The sequence below is a fragment of the Pseudomonas sp. DCA-1 genome (genome assembly GCF_046523955.1).
GTDB classification, from domain to species: Bacteria; Pseudomonadota; Gammaproteobacteria; order Pseudomonadales; family Pseudomonadaceae; genus Aquipseudomonas; species Aquipseudomonas putida_Y.
The window spans coordinates 4,735,288-4,751,609 of sequence record NZ_CP169881.1 but is presented as its reverse complement, the minus strand read 5'-3'; the positions used below and the strand labels follow the sequence as shown (position 1 = coordinate 4,751,609).

The following is a 16,322-nucleotide window of genomic DNA, read 5'->3' as shown; positions in this document are numbered from 1 at the left end:
GTAAGTGGCGGTTAACCGCGCCACCAAGGGCCGAACAGGTTATGCCGCCAGTAGGCGTCACTGTCTCGTTGGTAGCCGTAATGCAGAAATTTCCTACAACGGAATCTGTCACTCCGAATCCCGGCCAGAAGCCGAGGGTGATGCCTGACAGTGCAAAGGTGCCGGCGGCGTCAGCGACGTGGACGAACGCGGAGCCGGACACGCTGATGGAGCGGGTGCTTGCACCGGCCAACCTCAGGCGTGCGTATCAACGCGTGGTTAGCAACAAGGGGGCTCCGGGTGCCGATGGCATGACGGTCGCTGACTTGGCGGGCTACGTGAAACAGTATTGGCCAACCCTCAAGGCCAGGTTGCTGGCCGGTGAATACCATCCCCAAGCAGTGCGAGCGGTTGAAATTCCCAAGCCGCAGGGCGGCACACGGCAACTGGGAATCCCCACCGTCGTGGATCGCCTGATCCAGCAAGCATTACAGCAACAACTCACGCTACTCTTCGATCCGCTGTTTTCGGACTACAGCTACGGTTTTCGTCCGGGCAAAAGCGCTCACCAAGCCGTTGAACTGGCCCGCTCCCATGTGGCAGCGGGGCATCGCTGGTGCGTGGAGCTTGATCTGGAAAAGTTCTTTGATCGGGTCAACCACGACATCCTGATGGCCTGCTTGCAGCGTCGCGTCGAAGACAAGCGAGTGCTTAGGCTCATCCGCCGCTACCTTGAAGCTGGGGCCATGTCGGGCGGTATCGTCAGCCAACGGCAAGAGGGGACACCGCAAGGCGGCCCACTCTCGCCGTTGCTGTCGAATATCCTTCTGGATGAGCTCGACCGCGAATTGGAACGGCGGGGTCATCGCTTCGTGCGCTACGCCGATGATGCGAACATTTATGTGCGCAGTCCTCGGGCGGGCGAGCGGGTGTTGGCCAGTATCGAGCGCTTCCTGTGCCATCGTTTGAAACTGACGGTGAACCGGAAGAAGAGCCAAGTAGCAGGGGCTTGGAAGTGTGACTACTTGGGTTACGGGATGAGCAGGCACCAGCAACCAAGGCTGCGTGTGGCAACGATGAGCCTGGGGCGCTTACGCGACCGACTCAGAATATTGCTACGCAGTGTAAGGGCCCGCAAAGTGGCGACTGTCATTGAGCGAATCAACCCTGTCCTGCGAGGCTGGGCTGGCTACTTCAAGCTCAGCCAGAGCAAACGCCCACTTGAGAAATTGGATGGTTGGGTCAGGCATAAACTTCGCTGCGTCATCTGGCGTCAATGGAAACGGCCCTCAACGAGGGCGCGCAACCTGATGCGCCTGGGCCTGAGCGAAGAACGTGCCTGTAAATCGGCCTTTAATGGCCGAGGCCCGTGGTGGAACTCGGGAGCATCTCATGTGAATCAGGCGCTACCGAAGAGGCTATGGGATAGGTTCGGACTGGTCTCGATACTGGATACGATAAACCGGCTTAGCCGTATAACCTGAACCGCCGTGTACGGAACCGTACGCACGGTGGTGTGAGAGGACGGCGGCTGTGAAGCCGCCTCCTACTCGATCCTGATGAAAATTTTTCTATCTCGAGCCTTGTAATTGGATGTGGCGGCCTCATGTATGTGGTCACCGCAAGGTTTCTGGTGGCAACACCAGACATTACACAGGTGGTTCGCTCACAGCGGGCCACCCCCGGCAACGCCGGACAGCATCAAAACCGCCGGTGTCGAACCGGCCGATGAAAACCACAATTTGGGAGAGATCGACAATGAAACTTCGTCCTCTGCATGACCGCGTAGTCATCCGTCGCAGCGAAGAAGAATCGAAAACCGCTGGCGGTATCGTCCTGCCGGGTTCGGCCGCTGAAAAACCAAACCGCGGCGAAGTTGTAGCCGTCGGCACCGGTCGCGTTCTGGACAACGGCGAAGTTCGCGCGCTGGCCGTGAAAGTGGGTGACAAAGTGGTTTTCGGCCCGTACTCGGGCAGCAACACCGTGAAAGTCGATGGCGAAGACCTGCTGGTCATGGCCGAGAACGAAATCCTCGCCGTTGTCGAAGGCTGATTTCCCCCCGACTTCCCGTTACTCCAAAGTTTTTCAAGGATTAAACGATCATGGCTGCTAAAGACGTAAAATTTGGTGATTCCGCTCGTAAGAAAATGCTGGTTGGTGTCAACGTTCTGGCTGACGCGGTAAAAGCGACCCTCGGCCCGAAAGGCCGTAACGTGGTACTGGCCAAGAGCTTCGGCGCGCCGACCATCACCAAGGACGGCGTTTCCGTCGCCAAAGAAATCGAGCTGAAAGACGCTTTCGAAAACATGGGCGCCCAGCTGGTCAAGGAAGTTGCTTCCAAGGCCAACGACGCTGCCGGTGACGGCACCACCACCGCTACCGTTCTGGCTCAGGCCATCGTCAACGAAGGCCTGAAAGCCGTCGCTGCCGGCATGAACCCGATGGACCTGAAGCGCGGTATCGACAAGGCCACTGCTGCCGTTGTTGCCGAGCTGAAGAACCTGTCCAAGCCATGCGCCGACTCCAAGGCCATCGCCCAGGTTGGTACCATCTCTGCCAACTCCGACAACTCCATCGGTGAAATCATCGCCGAAGCCATGGAAAAAGTCGGTAAAGAAGGCGTGATCACCGTTGAAGAAGGCTCGGGCCTGGAAAACGAACTGTCCGTCGTAGAAGGCATGCAGTTCGACCGTGGCTACCTGTCGCCGTACTTCGTCAACAAGCCGGACACCATGGTTGCCGAGCTGGAAAGCCCGCTGCTGCTGCTGGTCGACAAGAAAATCTCCAACATCCGTGAGCTGCTGCCAGTTCTGGAAGCCGTTGCCAAGGCCGGCCGCCCACTGCTGATCGTTGCCGAGGACGTTGAAGGTGAAGCGCTGGCTACCCTGGTAGTCAACAACATGCGCGGCATCGTCAAGGTTGCTGCAGTCAAGGCTCCGGGCTTCGGCGATCGCCGCAAGGCCATGCTGCAGGACATCGCCGTCCTGACTGGCGGCCAGGTCATCTCCGAAGAAATCGGCCTGTCCCTGGAAACCGCTACCCTGGAGCACCTGGGTAACGCCAAGCGCGTCATCCTGTCCAAGGAAAACACCACCATCATCGACGGTGCTGGTGCTGACACCGAGATCGAAGCACGCGTCAAGCAGATCCGTGCCCAGATCGAAGAAACTTCCTCGGACTACGACCGTGAGAAGCTGCAAGAGCGTCTGGCCAAGCTGGCTGGCGGTGTTGCCGTAATCAAGGTGGGTGCCGGCACTGAAGTTGAAATGAAAGAGAAGAAAGCCCGCGTTGAAGACGCCCTGCACGCTACCCGTGCAGCCGTTGAAGAAGGCGTGGTGCCTGGCGGTGGTGTTGCCCTGGTTCGCGCCCTGGCAGCCATCGTCGACCTGAAAGGCGACAACGAAGACCAGAACGTCGGTATCGCGCTGCTGCGTCGCGCTGTTGAATCCCCGCTGCGCCAGATCACAGCCAACGCCGGTGATGAGCCAAGCGTGGTTGCTGACAAGGTCAAGCAAGGTTCGGGCAACTACGGCTACAACGCTGCTACCGGTGAATACGGCGACATGATCGAGATGGGCATCCTGGACCCAGCCAAGGTTACTCGCTCGGCGCTGCAAGCTGCTGCTTCGATCGGCGGTCTGATGATCACCACCGAAGCCATGGTTGCCGACCTGCCGGAAGACAAGCCAGCTGCTGGCATGCCTGATATGGGCGGTATGGGTGGCATGGGCGGCATGATGTAGTGCGACGAGAGTCGCTATAGGTAGAAGCACCTAGCGGGCTACATCTTAGGTGATCACCGGTTGAACCGGTGATCACTTTCCCGCAGAAACAGCTTAAAAAACCCGAAGTCCGGGCGTCAAAACCCGGATTTCCGGCACTCACAAGGTGCTTAGAATTCGGCGTAATGTCGCCTATATATCGTGATTTTCTCTCTGGAAATCATCAGAACGATATGCGTACTGAGCTTGCAGATTTTGAATCACTGCGAGGGAGGTATGGGAAATCGTGTCCAAAGAGCTGGCCTGCTCCTATCTATAGGGCGCAAGCCATAGCTGTCATTGTCTCACCCGGAAACCGCAAGGTAGAGGGGCGCGAGACCTTTTGTTCAGCCAAAAGTAGCCTAGGGATAGTGCGTCGCTGGTAACGGCGGGGTGCGAAGCTTCCTGACAATGTAGTCCCATGATTCTGTGGTGTGTGGTCGCCGCGAGGCACCATGCAGACCCTGCGAGCAACACGCGGGTGAGACGCTAGGCTGGTTGGTATGGCCAACGTAAGTGAACTGCTGATAAACACCGTCAACCGCATGGAGCCAAAGTTGCTGATAGGCTTTGACCAAAATGGTGCATGACTGGTTGTCCCTTTTACATCTGGGGGCACGCTGACATTGAGTCATCGGTGAATAGGCAGGGCCTAACCCATCCTTGTGACGGTTATGGAACTCGGTAAGCCCGTATTTTCGCCATTGGCCTGTATGGCAAGGCAGGTCGACCGTGAGGAAGACTGTTGAAAATGCGGGTAGAGGATGTCGGATAAAGCGAATGCCTCCCTGTAATGGGGTTGGATAAGGGCTCTGCCCTGACTGGAAACGGTGCTGACTTCCGACTGGTCTTTGATCGCGAGAAGGCCTGTAAAGCCATCAAGAACAGACGTTTGTCGGTTTGACCGGCTGCGTCTAACTCATAGAAATCCCTTGCGGGGCAGTGTACTCACTCCCCCACAAGGGCGACGTGCGTCTACTGCCCTCTGGGGAAATCTTCTCTGGAGGAAAAGCAAGATGAGTGCGTCTGAAATAGAAGTACCTGCGTCCTCCCATCTGGCCATCAGTTGGCATTCGATAGACTGGGAAACAGGTCATCGACAGGTGCGAGGGCTACAGGTACGGATCGCGAAGGCAGCCAAGAATCAGCAATGGCGGCAGGTGAAAACCTTGCAGCGTATGCTGGTTCGCTCGTTTGCCGCCAAGGTATTGGCGGTTAAACGGGTCACTGAAAACCGGGGTCGCAGGACTCCCGGCGTCGATGGGGAAACCTGGAGCACGCCTGAAAGCAAATGGAAGGCAGTTTTTCGGTTAGAGCGCAGGGGCTACAAGCCCCGGCCACTGCGGCGGATTTACATTCCCAAAGCAAATGGCCAGCGTAGACCGCTGGGGATTCCGACGATGCTGGATCGAGCGATGCAGGCGTTATACCTGCTGGCACTTGAACCGGTGTCTGAGACCACAGCCGACCGAAATTCCTATGGCTTTCGCCCTCACCGTTCCACGGCAGATGCAATCGAGCAATTGTTCGTCAATCTCGGTCGCAAGCATTCTGCGCAGTGGGTCATGGAGAGCGATATAAAGGGATGTTTCGACAACATCAGTCACGACTGGCTGATCACTAACGTCCCGATGGACAAAGTGGTTCTAAGGAAATGGCTGAAAGCGGGATATTTGGAATCCGGTCGATTGAATCCGACAGGGGCGGGAACTCCGCAAGGAGGGATCATCTCGCCCGTATTGGCCAACCTGGCCCTTGATGGACTGGAAAAGGAGCTCGAATCTCGGTTCGGGCAGCGTAATACCAAAGCCAGCTACAAGACCAAGGTCAACTATGTGCGATACGCAGATGATTTCGTCATCACCGGCATCTCGAAAGAGCTGCTGGAAAACGAGGTGAAGCCACTCGTCGAAGCCTTCATGGCCGAGCGGGGGTTGAGCCTTGCGGTGGAGAAAACGTTGTTCACGCATGTATCGGATGGGTTCGATTTCCTCGGTCAGAATATTCGCAAGTACGGTGACAAGCTGCTGATAAAGCCAGCCCACAAGAACGTGAAAGCATTTCTGGCCAAGGTTAAGGCGTTGGTTGAAGCGAACAAAGCGGCACCGGCCAGCCTGTTGATCAAGCAGCTCAATCCAGTTATTCGGGGTTGGGCCAATTATCATCGGCCGATTGTCGCCAAGCAGACCTTCAACTACGTGGATTACAGGATCTGGAAATTGCTATGGCGATGGTGCAGGCGGCGACATCTGAATCGCTGCAAACGTTGGATCAAGGAAAAATACTTCAAGCGCGTGGGAACACGTAGTTGGGTATTCTCCGGGCTACACCCCAGCGGCAAACTGCTCCACTTGTTGTACGCCAGCGATACGCCGATCAAGCGGCACACCAAGATCAAGGCGGAGGCTAACCCATACGCCCCAGAGGACGAGATGTACTTCGAGCAACGGCTGGAATATGCGTGGCGAAGCTCGGACGAGGGGAAGCGGAAGACGCTGACGCTGTGGCTTGGCCAGAGCAAGCGCTGCCCGATGTGCAAGCAGTTGATTACGTTCGAAAGCGGGTGGAACATTCACCATGTTATCGAGCGGCACAAGGGCGGATGCGACGAGCTGGGCAATCTGGTGTTGTTGCATCCCAACTGTCATCGACAGTTACACAGTGCGGCACCGGCTCTTTCAACTGAGAAAGGGCTTACAAAGGCTTGAGCTGTATGCGGGGAAACTCGCACGTACAGTTCTTAGGGGAGGGACGGTCAGTAATGGCCGTTTCTTACCCGACAGCCAGCCTTACCCCCTGCACCATCAAAAAGCCCCGGTTCGCGAGAACCGGGGCTTTTTGTTGTTCCTGTCGGGGCCTCTTCACAGCACAAGGCTGCTCTTGAGCCTTGTGCTGTGAAAAGAGTGGATCAACCGACCAGCGGATCACCGACGTGCAGGATCTTCATGCCGTTGGTGCCACCGATGGTGTGGTAGCTGTCACCCTTGGTCAGGATCACCCAGTCACCTTGCTCCACCAGGCCACGTTTGAGCAGCTCGTCGACCGCTGCCTGGCTCACCTTGTCGGCCGGCAGCGCGGCCGGGTCGAAGGCAATCGGGTACACACCACGGAACATCGAGGCGCGCGCCTGGGTAGCGCGACGCGGCGACAGGGCGAAGATCGGTACATGCGAACGCAGGCGCGACATGATCAGCGGGGTGTAGCCGCTTTCGGTCAGGGCGATGATCGCCTTTACGCCCGGGAAGTGATTGGCAGTGTACATGGCCGCCAAGGCGATGCTTTCGTCGCAGCGCTCGAAGGTGGTGTGCAGGCGATGGCTGGACTTCTGGCTGGTCGGGTGCTTTTCGGCACCCAGGCAGATGCGTGCCATGGCCTGGACCGCTTCGATCGGGTAGGAACCGGCGGCGCTTTCGGCCGACAGCATCACCGCATCGGTGTTGTCCAGCACGGCGTTGGCCACGTCGGACACCTCAGCGCGGGTCGGCATCGGGTTCTGGATCATCGACTCCATCATCTGGGTCGCCACGATCACTGCCTTGTTGTTGCGGCGGGCGTGCTGGATGATCTTCTTCTGGATGGCGATCAGCTCGGCGTCGCCGATTTCCACGCCGAGGTCACCACGGGCAACCATCACCGCGTCGGAGGCGGCGATCAGCTTGTCGAGGGTCTCGTCATCGGCAACTGCTTCGGCGCGTTCGATCTTGGCCACCAGCCAGGCGCTGCCGCCGGCTTCGTCACGCAGCTTGCGCGCGTATTCCATGTCGCTGGCGTCACGCGGGAAGGACACGGCCAGGTAGTCCAGGTCCATTTCCGCAGCCAGCTTGATGTCGGCCTTGTCCTTTTCGGTCAGGGCCGGTGCGGTCAGGCCACCCCCTTTACGGTTGATGCCTTTGTGGTCCGACAGCGGGCCGCCGATGATCACCACGCAGTGCAGGGCGTCTGCAGTGGCGGTTTCGACGCGCATGACCACGCGGCCATCGTCGAGCAGCAGTTCGTCACCAACGCCGCAGTCCTTGACCAGGTCGGGGTAGTCGATACCGACGATGTCCTGGTTGCCTTCGGTCAGCGGGTGGGCGGTGGAGAAGGTGAACTTGTCACCGATCTTCAGTTCGATGCGCTTGTTGGCGAACTTGGCGATGCGGATCTTCGGACCCTGCAGGTCGCCCAGCAGTGCAACATGGCGGCCGTTCTTGGCGGCGATGTCACGAATCAGGCGCGCGCGGGCCTTGTGCTCGTCCGGCGTGCCGTGGGAGAAGTTCAGACGTGCCACGTCCAGGCCGGCGAGGATCAGTTGTTCGATCACTTCCGGCGAGTTGCTGGCGGGGCCAAGGGTGGCGACGATTTTGGTGCGGCGGATGCTCATGCACAGACTCCTATAGTGAAGCGCAGCGAAAGGCTACTCCTGAATCTCGCTGTAGTCATTGTTCCGTTGCACTACCTACGCCCAGGGCAGGGTGGCATTTGAACGGGGCAGGGTATCCTTGCAAAAGGGTGTGAAGATTTGCAGGCAAACGCCGATACACTGGCATCAAAGGAGATCCCCATGCGAGCCCTGATCGTTTTAGCCCTGGCCGCCAGCACCGTCGGCTGCACCCGCTGGTCCATGGACCACCACCTGAACAATGCCTACCGCGCCTACGACCGCGGCGATTGCGCGCGGGTCATGCTCGAACTGTCGCAGGTTGATCGCACCAGCCGTGCCCGGCCGTTCATCCACCCCGAAGTGTCATTGCTGCGCGGCCAGTGCCTGGAGCGCCAGGCGTTGTACGTGGATGCGGCGCAGACCTATCAGTACCTGATCCAGCAGTACCCGGGCAACGAGTATGCCTATCGCGCCAAGGCGCGCCTGCAGACCCTGGAAAAACTCGGCCATTTGCGCGGTGCGGGAACAGCCGTGGCCAACCCGGTGACGAGCGTACCTTGGCGCTAACACAAAGGTGTGGTTAATTTCACGAGATTTGCTGCGCGTGCTGCGCTAATCTGTAACTCAGTTGTTACAACAACCGCCAGTACTTTGTATTCCTGGCATCAGGTACGGAATACACTCGCGATCATGTTCAACAAGCGCCACATCGAACGTCATCAGCTACCTTGTGTCCTCAAGGTATTCAACCGCTTTACCGGTCAGGAGATCGGTCAGCTAGGCAATGCCTCTGAAAATGGGCTGATGGTCATCAGCCAGCTACCTGTGTTGGTCGGGCCCGATTACGAGCTGCAACTGCGTATGCCCCTGCCTGGCGGCGGGCACCAGTTCGTCAACCTCACTGCCAGTTGCCTGTGGTGCCGTGAGGACCAGACACCTGGGCATTACGATTCGGGCTTCATGCTGCTGCAGTCTCCGCGCGAGTACGATGATTTCGTTCGTTCATTGCGCGACTATTTCAGTTTCCGCCCCGCCAACGCGCCCGTCTGAACGTTCATTTTTCAGAATCGCGCTAGAATCGGGTCGACCTCGATACAGGACGACCCCGTGACCTCCAGCATTTTCTGGCACGACTATGAAACCACCGGCATCAACCCGCGCTGCGATCGGCCGCTGCAGGTGGCCGGCGTGCGCACTGACTTCGACCTCAACGAGATCGACGAGCCGATCAGTCTCTATTGCCGGCCGTCGGACGATATCCTGCCGCACCCGGCGGCCTGCCTGGTGACTGGCATCACGCCGCAACTGCTGGCGGAGCAGGGCTTGTGCGAAGCCGAGTTCATGACCCGTGTGCATGCCCAACTGGCGCAACCGGGCACCTGTGGTGCCGGCTACAACACCCTGCGCTTCGACGATGAAGTGACCCGCTACAGCCTTTACCGCAACTTTTTCGATCCGTACGCCCGTGAATGGCAGGGAGGCAATAGCCGCTGGGACCTTATCGATATTGTGCGTACCGCCTATGCCCTGCGCCCGGAGGGTATTCAATGGCCACAACAGGACGGGCGCACCAGTCTGCGTCTTGAACTGCTGAGCAAGGCCAATGGCATTGACCATGGGCATGCCCACGAAGCGCTTTCCGACGTGCGGGCAACCATTGCCTTGGCCCGCCTGATTCGGCAGAAACAACCCAAGTTGTATGACTGGCTGTTTCAGCTGCGCAGCAAGCATAAAGTGATGGAGCAGATCCGTTTGTTGCAGCCACTGGTGCATATATCCGGACGTTTTTCGGCGGCGCGCAATTACCTGGGTGTCGTATTGCCACTGGCCTGGCACCCGCGTAATCGCAATGCACTGATTGTCTGCGACCTGCATCAGGAAACCCTACCGTTACTACGGGAAAGTGCTGAAGTTTTGCGTCAGCGTTTGTACACCCGGCATGATGAATTGGCTGAAGGTGAATTGCCGGTACCGCTCAAATTGGTGCAGATCAATCGTTGCCCGGTAGTGGCGCCGCTGTCGGTATTGCGCCCGGTCGATCAACAACGATTGGGCCTGGACTTGACGTTGTTACAATCGCGCGGCGAACAATTGGCCAATCAACAGGCGCAATGGCAAGAAAAGCTGGAGCACATCTATGGCAAGGACGAGTTCGCCCCGAGTGAGGACCCGGAACAGCAGTTGTATGAGGGTTTTATAGGTGACCGCGACCGGCGCTTATGCGAGCAAGTTCGTGCGCTGGAACCGGCGCAGTTGAGCCATGGCCACTGGATGTTCGATGATCCGCGTTTGCCGGAGCTGTTGTTCCGCTACCGGGCACGTAACTTCCCTGAAACCTTGACCGGCGAAGAGCGGCAACGTTGGTATGGCTTCTGCCAGCAACGCCTGAGCGACCCGCACTGGGGCGCGCCGAATACCTTGGGCGACTTCGAACAGGCTCGCCAGCAAGCCTGGGAGGGCGCCGACGAGGCGGGCAGGCGGGTGTTGGAGGCCTGGCAAATGCATGCTCGACAATTGCAGGAAAACTATTCAATCGGCTGATGGCAGGTAAACAAAAACGCCGGCAGTGTGCCGGCGTTTTTGTTGTGCGAAGCAAGAGGCGTATGCGGATAATCAGTCCAGCAGGGTTGCCCAGCTTTCAACCACATCGCCGCCCCAAGTGGCTTTCCACTCTTTCAGGGTCTTGTGGTTGCCGCCTTTGGTTTCGATCACTTCACCGTTGTGCGGGTTCTTGTATTGCTTGACCTTGCGTGCGCGCTTGGTGGCGGTAGTCTTGACCGAACCACGAGGTGCCTTGCTCAGTTTCGACTCTGGGTCGAGCAGGGCAATCACGTCGCGCAGCGACTTGGAGTATTCGCCCATCAGTGTGCGCAGTTTGCCTTCGAACTCCAGTTCTTTCTTCAGCTTGTCATCCTGCGACAGATTGGCCAGGCGGGCCTGAAGTTCCTTGATGGCTTCTTCGGTAGCGCGGTACTCGTTGATCAGGGACATGGAGTGTTCCTTAATGCGTGTTCAGAAATGTGTGGGCCAATAATAGACAGGCAATACTCGCAAGTAAACATAAGAATGGGCAATTAACTGTTAATTAAGCTGTGACAGCATTTCTCTACGTGAACAAAATTTTACATACGGCCCAGACGATTCGTCATGTCTGTCAGACAGAGCCCCTGCTGCGTTTTCGCGCCTGCATATGCCATCGTGGCAGCGATCAATACTGCGTTTTTTCTGGCGGGCCGCTAGAATAGGCGCCTTTGCGAAGTTCTGGAGTCTCATTCATGCGCACCTATCGTCTGGTGATCGCCTGCCCCGACCGTGTAGGCATCGTGGCGAAAGTCAGTAATTTCCTGGCCTTGTACAATGGCTGGATCAACGAAGCCAGCCACCACTCCGATGAGCAGAGCGGTTGGTTCTTCATGCGTCATGAAATCCGCGCTGAATCGCTGCCGTTCGGTATCGAAGCTTTCCGTGAAGCGTTTGCGCCGATCGCCGAAGAGTTCTCCATGACCTGGCGCATTACCGACTCGGCTCAGAAAAAACGCGTGGTATTGATGGCCAGCCGTGAGTCGCACTGCCTGGCAGACTTGCTGCACCGCTGGCACACCGATGAGCTGGACTGCGAGATCCCTTGCGTGATTTCCAACCACAACGACCTGCGCAGCATGGTCGAGTGGCACGGTATTCCGTTCTTCCATGTTCCGGTCGACCCCAAGGACAAGGCCCCGGCCTTTGCCGAAGTGTCGCGCCTGGTGCAGGAGCATGCCGCCGACGTCGTGGTACTGGCCCGCTACATGCAGATCCTGCCGCCACAACTGTGCCGGGACTATGCCGAGAAGGTGATCAACATCCATCACAGCTTCCTGCCGTCGTTCGTCGGCGCCAAGCCTTACCATCAGGCCGCCCTGCGGGGCGTGAAGCTGATTGGCGCGACTTGCCACTACGTCACCGAAGAGCTGGACGCCGGCCCGATCATCGAACAGGATGTGGTACGTGTCAGCCATGCTGACAGCATCGAGGACATGGTCCGCTTTGGCCGTGATGTGGAGAAGATGGTGCTGGCCCGTGGCCTGCGTTATCACCTGGAAGACCGCGTGCTGGTGCATGGTAACAAGACTGTGGTGTTCGACTGACACCACTTGGTTTGCTGTGAGATTCTGGGCTGCGGTGCAGCCCTGTCGCGACAGGGGTGCACAGCGCCCCGGCAATCTTGGGTGAAACGCCAATGGCCAGGCAACGCAACAACCCCGCCGCCTCACCTCCACCGACCCTTGGCGAAGGCTGCCTGGCCCGCTACGACCCTGAAGCCCTGGATGACACGGATGGCACCGAATTCCCCGGCGCCGCCGAGCTCTGGCAACAGCTCAACCCGCCTGACGCCGCCAGCGCTCCAGCAGCGGACGCCCAAGCAGGCACACAAACACCGGCCCCCCAGCCAGCAGATAAAAGTAGTAAGTAACCGCCCGCCATATCAGGATTGCCGCAGCCGCGGTCGAACTGCCCACCAATGGCGTCAACAGGCTGGCCGACGTCAGCTCGGCGGCCCCGGCTCCGCCAGGCAGCAGGCTGAATTGGCCGGCGCTGAGCGACAGCATCTGCACCAGGAAGCTGGGAATCCACTGCAGGTCCACCCCCAAGCCCCGCAGCACCAGGTACAACACGCTGTAGCGCAGCCCCCAGTGGGCGCAAGTCAGGGTGAATACCAGGCTCAACGTGCGCTTGGGCAGGCGCCAGGTCTGCGCCAGTGCTGCGACGAAGTGCAGCAGTTTGCGCGCCCAGCGGCGTTTGCGCGGCTGACCCATCCCCATGCGCTGCAGCAACCTGCCGTTCATGCGCATTATCGGACGCCGATAGCGCGACAGCCCGATCACCCCGGCCAACGCTGTGCACAGCAGTAACGCACTGCCCAGCAACATGCTTTCCTGGCTGTGGCCCAGGCTGTGGAACAGCGCGTAGCCGGCAATCGCCAGCATTGCGCAGAAGAAGAACACCAGGTCGTTCAACTGGTCCATGGCAAAAACGGCGCCGCTGCGTGCCGGGCTGATGCGGTCTCGCGCCAGCAGTGCCATCAGGGTCAGCGGCCCACCACTGCCGCCAGGGGTGGTGCAGATGGCAAATTCAGTGGCCATCACCACGCCCAGGCTGCGAGCATGGCTCAACTGTTTTGCCTGCTCACCCAGCAACAGGCGCAGGCGCAGCGCATTGATGACCCAGCACAACAGAATCATGCCTAGCAGCATGAGCAGCAAGTGCGGGTCGAACCGGCTCAGTCGCGGCAGCAGCTCGCTACCACCCAGCAACGCTGGCACCAGCGCTGCACCCAGCAATGCCAGCGCCAACCAGGCCCAACGCTTCATGCTGCCCCCTGGCGCTCCAGCCAGGCAGATTTGGTCAATGGTTCGCGACCATCCTTCAACAGTTTCTCCAGTGTTCGCAGCCAATAATCACGGGATGAGCGATGGCGCATGTCTACAGGGTGCAACCCCATGCGTATTGTGCTTGCGTCCCGCCAGCGCTGGCATTGCCAGTCGCACAGCGTGCGGGACAGTTTGCGACGCCATGCGCTTCGGGCGCTCCAGACCAGGCCTGGCGCATCAATGGCCGTAAAGTCCGGCAAACGGTACAAATGCTGCGGTGTGCTGGTGTATTTCAGTGGCAGGCTGCACAGCGCTTGCCGCGTGCCTTGGCTCATGAGCCAGGCAGGTGCGACAAACCCTGCCACAGGCCACCCTTGGCCCTCGAACAGTGCCAGGCCCTCCTGTAGGCGGGTAAGTGCTTCGCTCTCATCAAGGCTGTAGAACTCGCCTTCATGTGTATAGATGCGCCGCATGAAGTAGTCGACGGGGTTGCGCGGTGCGGGTCCTTCGTCTGCATGGGCATAGCCGTGAAGCGCCAGTTCGTCGCCTTTGGCCAGGCGTGCGTCCAGAAGGCGGCAGAACGTAGGTGCCCGGTGCAGCGGATTACGCCGATGGAAGTCCGGGACAACCAGCCATGTCATTGGCACGTTGCCCAGCGCGTCCACGGCCTCTACGAACGGTTCATAGTCCGGCCAGGTTTCCGGGGCAACATCATGCAGCACCAGCATGAGGCTGCGCTGGCTCGCGGAGGGCTCAAGCATGGGCGCGCACCTGTGGCTGGTGGCCGAGCACGGCCTGGTAGTGCTGCAGCAGGCCAGCCACCACGTTATCCCACGAATAATGATGCTCTACATGGTGACGGGCCTGCACACCGAGCTCGCGTATACCTGCCTCGAACGCCTCGCGCACGGCCGACGCCATCGCCCGACCATCGTTGGGCGCGCACAGGCGGCCACACTGTTCGTTGATGATTTCAGGGAAGGCACCGGCGCGCACGGCCACCACGGGCGTGGCGCTGGCCATCGCTTCGAGAATGACCAGGCCGAATGTTTCCTGGTCGCCAGCATGTACCAACAAGTCGGCGCTGGCCATCAGCCGGGCCACCTCTGCAGCCGGGCAGAAGTGATCGATGACGCTGACGTTGTGCGGCACGTTGGCCGGCATGCTCGAGCCTACCAGTAACAGGTGGTAGGGGTCGCCGAGTTGCCGCATGCAGTCAAGCAGTACCGGTAGGTTCTTTTCCCGCGAGCCTCGGCCGGCATAGATCAACAGGCGGCTGGTATCGGCAATGCCCAGTTCGGCACGTACATGTGGGTCGCGCCGGGCGGGGTGGAAAGTGGCAAGGTCAACGCCCAGCGGCTGCACATGGACATCGCGCACGCCCAAACGGCGTAATTTTTCGGCCATCACCTGGCTGGGGGCCAGTACCCGGTCAAAATTGCCGTATAACTTGCTGACGTAGGCCTCGACATTGGGGGCGAACCAGTTGCCCATGCGGTTGCTGACCAGTAACGGCAGGTCGGAATGGTAGAAGCCGATCACTGGCACGTCGAGCTGGCGCCGTGCTTCCAGCGCCGCCCAGGCGGTCAGGTAGGGGTCGCCAACTTCGATCAGGTCGGGCTTGAGCATGCGCAGTGTGTTGCACCAGGGGGCCAGGCGTACCGGAAAGCGGTAGCCTTTGCCAAACGGCAAGGGCGGCGCAGGTACCTGATAGATACCATCGGCGTGTTGGGCACTGGCCCCAGGAATCAACAGGCTATGGCGTACGCCGTGAATGGCGTCGAGACGGTGATGTTTGGCATCAAGATAGGTACGTACGCCACCGCTGGCCGGGGCGTAGAACATGGTGATGTCGGCGATGTGCACGATCAGCATCCCTCCGGGATCGTCTTCGGGTCTGTCATCCGGCGTTGAATTGCCGGCGATGACACGCCTAAAGGTGGACCTATCAGAAGGATAGTTTGTTCGATCAGTTTGAGAGGGGGCGCAATGCCTGGAGCAGCACAAAGGCTGCGCCAGGCGAAGGTGTAGCAGCTATCAGATACGGAAGCTGCCCACCAGATGCTTCAGGCGGCCAGCCTGTTGCTCGAGGTCGGAGCACGCGCGCAGGGTCGCTTGCAGGTTCTCCACGCCTTCCTGGTTGAGCATGTTGATCTCGCTGATGTCCATGTTGATCGCCTCGACCACGGCGGTCTGCTCTTCGGTGGCAGTGGCCACTGACTGGTTCATGCCGTCAATTTCGCCAATGCGCACGGTTACGCTGTCCAGTCGCTCGCCCGCCTGGTTGGCGATCTGCATGCTGTCCTGGCTGTGGCGCTGGCTCTGGTCCATGGTATCGACCGACTCGCGGGCCCCGACCTGCAGCTCTTCGATCATGGTCTGCACTTGCTGCGCCGATTCCTGGGTGCGGTGCGCCAGGTTGCGCACCTCGTCGGCGACCACGGCAAAGCCACGCCCGGCCTCACCGGCGCGGGCCGCTTCGATGGCGGCGTTTAGTGCCAGCAGGTTGGTCTGCTGGGAAATGCTGGTGATCACTTCCAGGATCTGGCCGATATTCACGGTCTTGCTGTTCAGTGTTTCGATGTGCGCGCTGGACGTGACGATCAGGTCGGACAGGCGGTTCATTGCGGCAATGTTGCGCTCGACCACTTGCTGGCCTTCTTCGGCCAGCAGGCGCGCGGAGCTTGCGTGCTGCGAAGCCTGGGCGGCGTTGCCGGCAATTTCCTGGGCAGCTGCTCCCAGTTCGTTGATGGCGGCTGCGACACTGTTGGTGCGGTTGGACTGCTCATCGGAGTTGGTCATCGACGAGTTCGAAGCACTGATCACCCGCAGGGCCACTTCGTTGACCTGCTCGGTGGCCGAGGACAC

At 59.3% G+C, this 16,322-nt stretch carries 14 protein-coding genes; 8 read left to right on the top strand and 6 right to left on the bottom strand.

The genetic code is table 11. The features are described from left to right. Nucleotides 1-41 precede the first annotated feature (41 nt). From ltrA (ACE4QZ_RS22380) to ltrA (ACE4QZ_RS22365), 4 genes are all read left to right on the top strand, one after another. Nucleotides 42-1,463: a group II intron reverse transcriptase/maturase gene (ltrA, locus tag ACE4QZ_RS22380; RefSeq protein ID WP_024718247.1), complete on the top strand. Its 1,422-nt coding sequence runs from the start codon at nt 42-44 to the stop codon at nt 1,461-1,463. A gap of 274 nt (nt 1,464-1,737) precedes the next feature. Further along, nucleotides 1,738-2,031 carry a co-chaperone GroES gene (locus tag ACE4QZ_RS22375; RefSeq protein WP_003251905.1) on the top strand — a complete coding sequence of 98 codons (294 nt, stop codon included), beginning with the start codon at nt 1,738-1,740 and terminating at the stop codon, nt 2,029-2,031. 50 nt (nt 2,032-2,081) lie between these two features. Next, complete coding sequence (groL, locus tag ACE4QZ_RS22370; RefSeq protein ID WP_021785801.1) at nt 2,082-3,722, top strand: chaperonin GroEL; 1,641 nt, start codon at nt 2,082-2,084, stop codon at nt 3,720-3,722. Between the two features lie 1,034 nt (nt 3,723-4,756). Next, entirely contained in the window at nt 4,757-6,448 is a 1,692-nt protein-coding gene (gene ltrA, locus ACE4QZ_RS22365; RefSeq protein ID WP_410480188.1) for a group II intron reverse transcriptase/maturase, read from the top strand. Between the two features lie 200 nt (nt 6,449-6,648). On the opposite strand, the gene pyk is transcribed toward ltrA (ACE4QZ_RS22365), so the two are convergent. Next, nucleotides 6,649-8,103 (bottom strand): pyruvate kinase, encoded by a 1,455-nt coding sequence (gene pyk / locus ACE4QZ_RS22360; RefSeq protein ID WP_021785800.1) that lies wholly within the window; start codon nt 8,101-8,103, stop codon nt 6,649-6,651. A gap of 180 nt (nt 8,104-8,283) precedes the next feature. Here pyk and ACE4QZ_RS22355 point away from each other — a divergent pair, with 180 nt between their 5' ends. From ACE4QZ_RS22355 to sbcB, 3 genes are all read left to right on the top strand, one after another. Continuing rightward, nucleotides 8,284-8,670: a tetratricopeptide repeat protein gene (locus ACE4QZ_RS22355; protein WP_410480187.1), complete on the top strand. Its 387-nt coding sequence runs from the start codon at nt 8,284-8,286 to the stop codon at nt 8,668-8,670. A 123-nt stretch (nt 8,671-8,793) separates the two neighbouring features. Next, nucleotides 8,794-9,153, top strand: coding sequence for a PilZ domain-containing protein (locus tag ACE4QZ_RS22350; protein ID WP_012053641.1), 360 nt, complete (start codon nt 8,794-8,796; stop codon nt 9,151-9,153). A 57-nt stretch (nt 9,154-9,210) separates the two neighbouring features. Beyond that, nucleotides 9,211-10,644, top strand: a complete 1,434-nt coding sequence (sbcB, locus tag ACE4QZ_RS22345) for an exodeoxyribonuclease I (protein WP_028697493.1) — start codon at nt 9,211-9,213, stop codon at nt 10,642-10,644. 72 nt (nt 10,645-10,716) lie between these two features. On the opposite strand, the gene mvaT is transcribed toward sbcB, so the two are convergent. After that, nucleotides 10,717-11,094, bottom strand: coding sequence for a histone-like nucleoid-structuring protein MvaT (mvaT, locus tag ACE4QZ_RS22340; RefSeq protein WP_003251920.1), 378 nt, complete (start codon nt 11,092-11,094; stop codon nt 10,717-10,719). Nucleotides 11,095-11,378: 284 nt separating this feature from the next. Here mvaT and purU point away from each other — a divergent pair, with 284 nt between their 5' ends. Next, nucleotides 11,379-12,230, top strand: a complete 852-nt coding sequence (purU, locus tag ACE4QZ_RS22335; RefSeq protein WP_003251921.1) for a formyltetrahydrofolate deformylase — start codon at nt 11,379-11,381, stop codon at nt 12,228-12,230. A 231-nt stretch (nt 12,231-12,461) separates the two neighbouring features. On the opposite strand, the gene ACE4QZ_RS22330 is transcribed toward purU, so the two are convergent. From ACE4QZ_RS22330 to ACE4QZ_RS22315, 4 genes are all read right to left on the bottom strand, one after another. After that, on the bottom strand, nt 12,462-13,454 hold the full coding sequence (locus tag ACE4QZ_RS22330) for a lysylphosphatidylglycerol synthase transmembrane domain-containing protein (RefSeq protein ID WP_028697494.1): 993 nt from the start codon (nt 13,452-13,454) through the stop codon (nt 12,462-12,464). Further along, nucleotides 13,451-14,215, bottom strand: coding sequence for a polysaccharide deacetylase family protein (locus tag ACE4QZ_RS22325; protein WP_274101206.1), 765 nt, complete (start codon nt 14,213-14,215; stop codon nt 13,451-13,453). Before ACE4QZ_RS22325 ends, ACE4QZ_RS22330 begins: the two co-directional genes overlap by 4 nt. After that, entirely contained in the window at nt 14,208-15,329 is a 1,122-nt protein-coding gene (locus ACE4QZ_RS22320; protein WP_021785795.1) for a glycosyltransferase family 4 protein, read from the bottom strand. Before ACE4QZ_RS22320 ends, ACE4QZ_RS22325 begins: the two co-directional genes overlap by 8 nt. Nucleotides 15,330-15,491: 162 nt before the next feature. Further along, the gene (locus ACE4QZ_RS22315; RefSeq protein WP_373604725.1) at nt 15,492-16,256 is read right to left on the bottom strand and encodes a methyl-accepting chemotaxis protein; all 765 of its coding nucleotides are present in this window, start codon (nt 16,254-16,256) and stop codon (nt 15,492-15,494) included. Nucleotides 16,257-16,322 lie beyond the last annotated feature (66 nt).

Excerpts from the sequence above, each read along its gene's own strand:
- ltrA (WP_024718247.1), top strand. The coding sequence starts at position 42 with ATGCCGCCAGTAGGCGTCACTGTCTCGTTGGTAGCCGTAATGCAGAAA.
- ACE4QZ_RS22375 (WP_003251905.1), top strand. The coding sequence starts at position 1,738 with ATGAAACTTCGTCCTCTGCATGACCGCGTAGTCATCCGTCGCAGCGAA.
- groL (WP_021785801.1), top strand. The coding sequence starts at position 2,082 with ATGGCTGCTAAAGACGTAAAATTTGGTGATTCCGCTCGTAAGAAAATG.
- ltrA (WP_410480188.1), top strand. The coding sequence starts at position 4,757 with ATGAGTGCGTCTGAAATAGAAGTACCTGCGTCCTCCCATCTGGCCATC.
- pyk (WP_021785800.1), bottom strand. The coding sequence starts at position 8,103 with ATGAGCATCCGCCGCACCAAAATCGTCGCCACCCTTGGCCCCGCCAGC.
- ACE4QZ_RS22355 (WP_410480187.1), top strand. The coding sequence starts at position 8,284 with ATGCGAGCCCTGATCGTTTTAGCCCTGGCCGCCAGCACCGTCGGCTGC.
- ACE4QZ_RS22350 (WP_012053641.1), top strand. The coding sequence starts at position 8,794 with ATGTTCAACAAGCGCCACATCGAACGTCATCAGCTACCTTGTGTCCTC.
- mvaT (WP_003251920.1), bottom strand. The coding sequence starts at position 11,094 with ATGTCCCTGATCAACGAGTACCGCGCTACCGAAGAAGCCATCAAGGAA.
- purU (WP_003251921.1), top strand. The coding sequence starts at position 11,379 with ATGCGCACCTATCGTCTGGTGATCGCCTGCCCCGACCGTGTAGGCATC.
- ACE4QZ_RS22330 (WP_028697494.1), bottom strand. The coding sequence starts at position 13,454 with ATGAAGCGTTGGGCCTGGTTGGCGCTGGCATTGCTGGGTGCAGCGCTG.
- ACE4QZ_RS22325 (WP_274101206.1), bottom strand. The coding sequence starts at position 14,215 with ATGCTTGAGCCCTCCGCGAGCCAGCGCAGCCTCATGCTGGTGCTGCAT.
- ACE4QZ_RS22320 (WP_021785795.1), bottom strand. The coding sequence starts at position 15,329 with ATGCTGATCGTGCACATCGCCGACATCACCATGTTCTACGCCCCGGCC.
- ACE4QZ_RS22315 (WP_373604725.1), bottom strand. The coding sequence starts at position 16,256 with ATGACCAACTCCGATGAGCAGTCCAACCGCACCAACAGTGTCGCAGCC.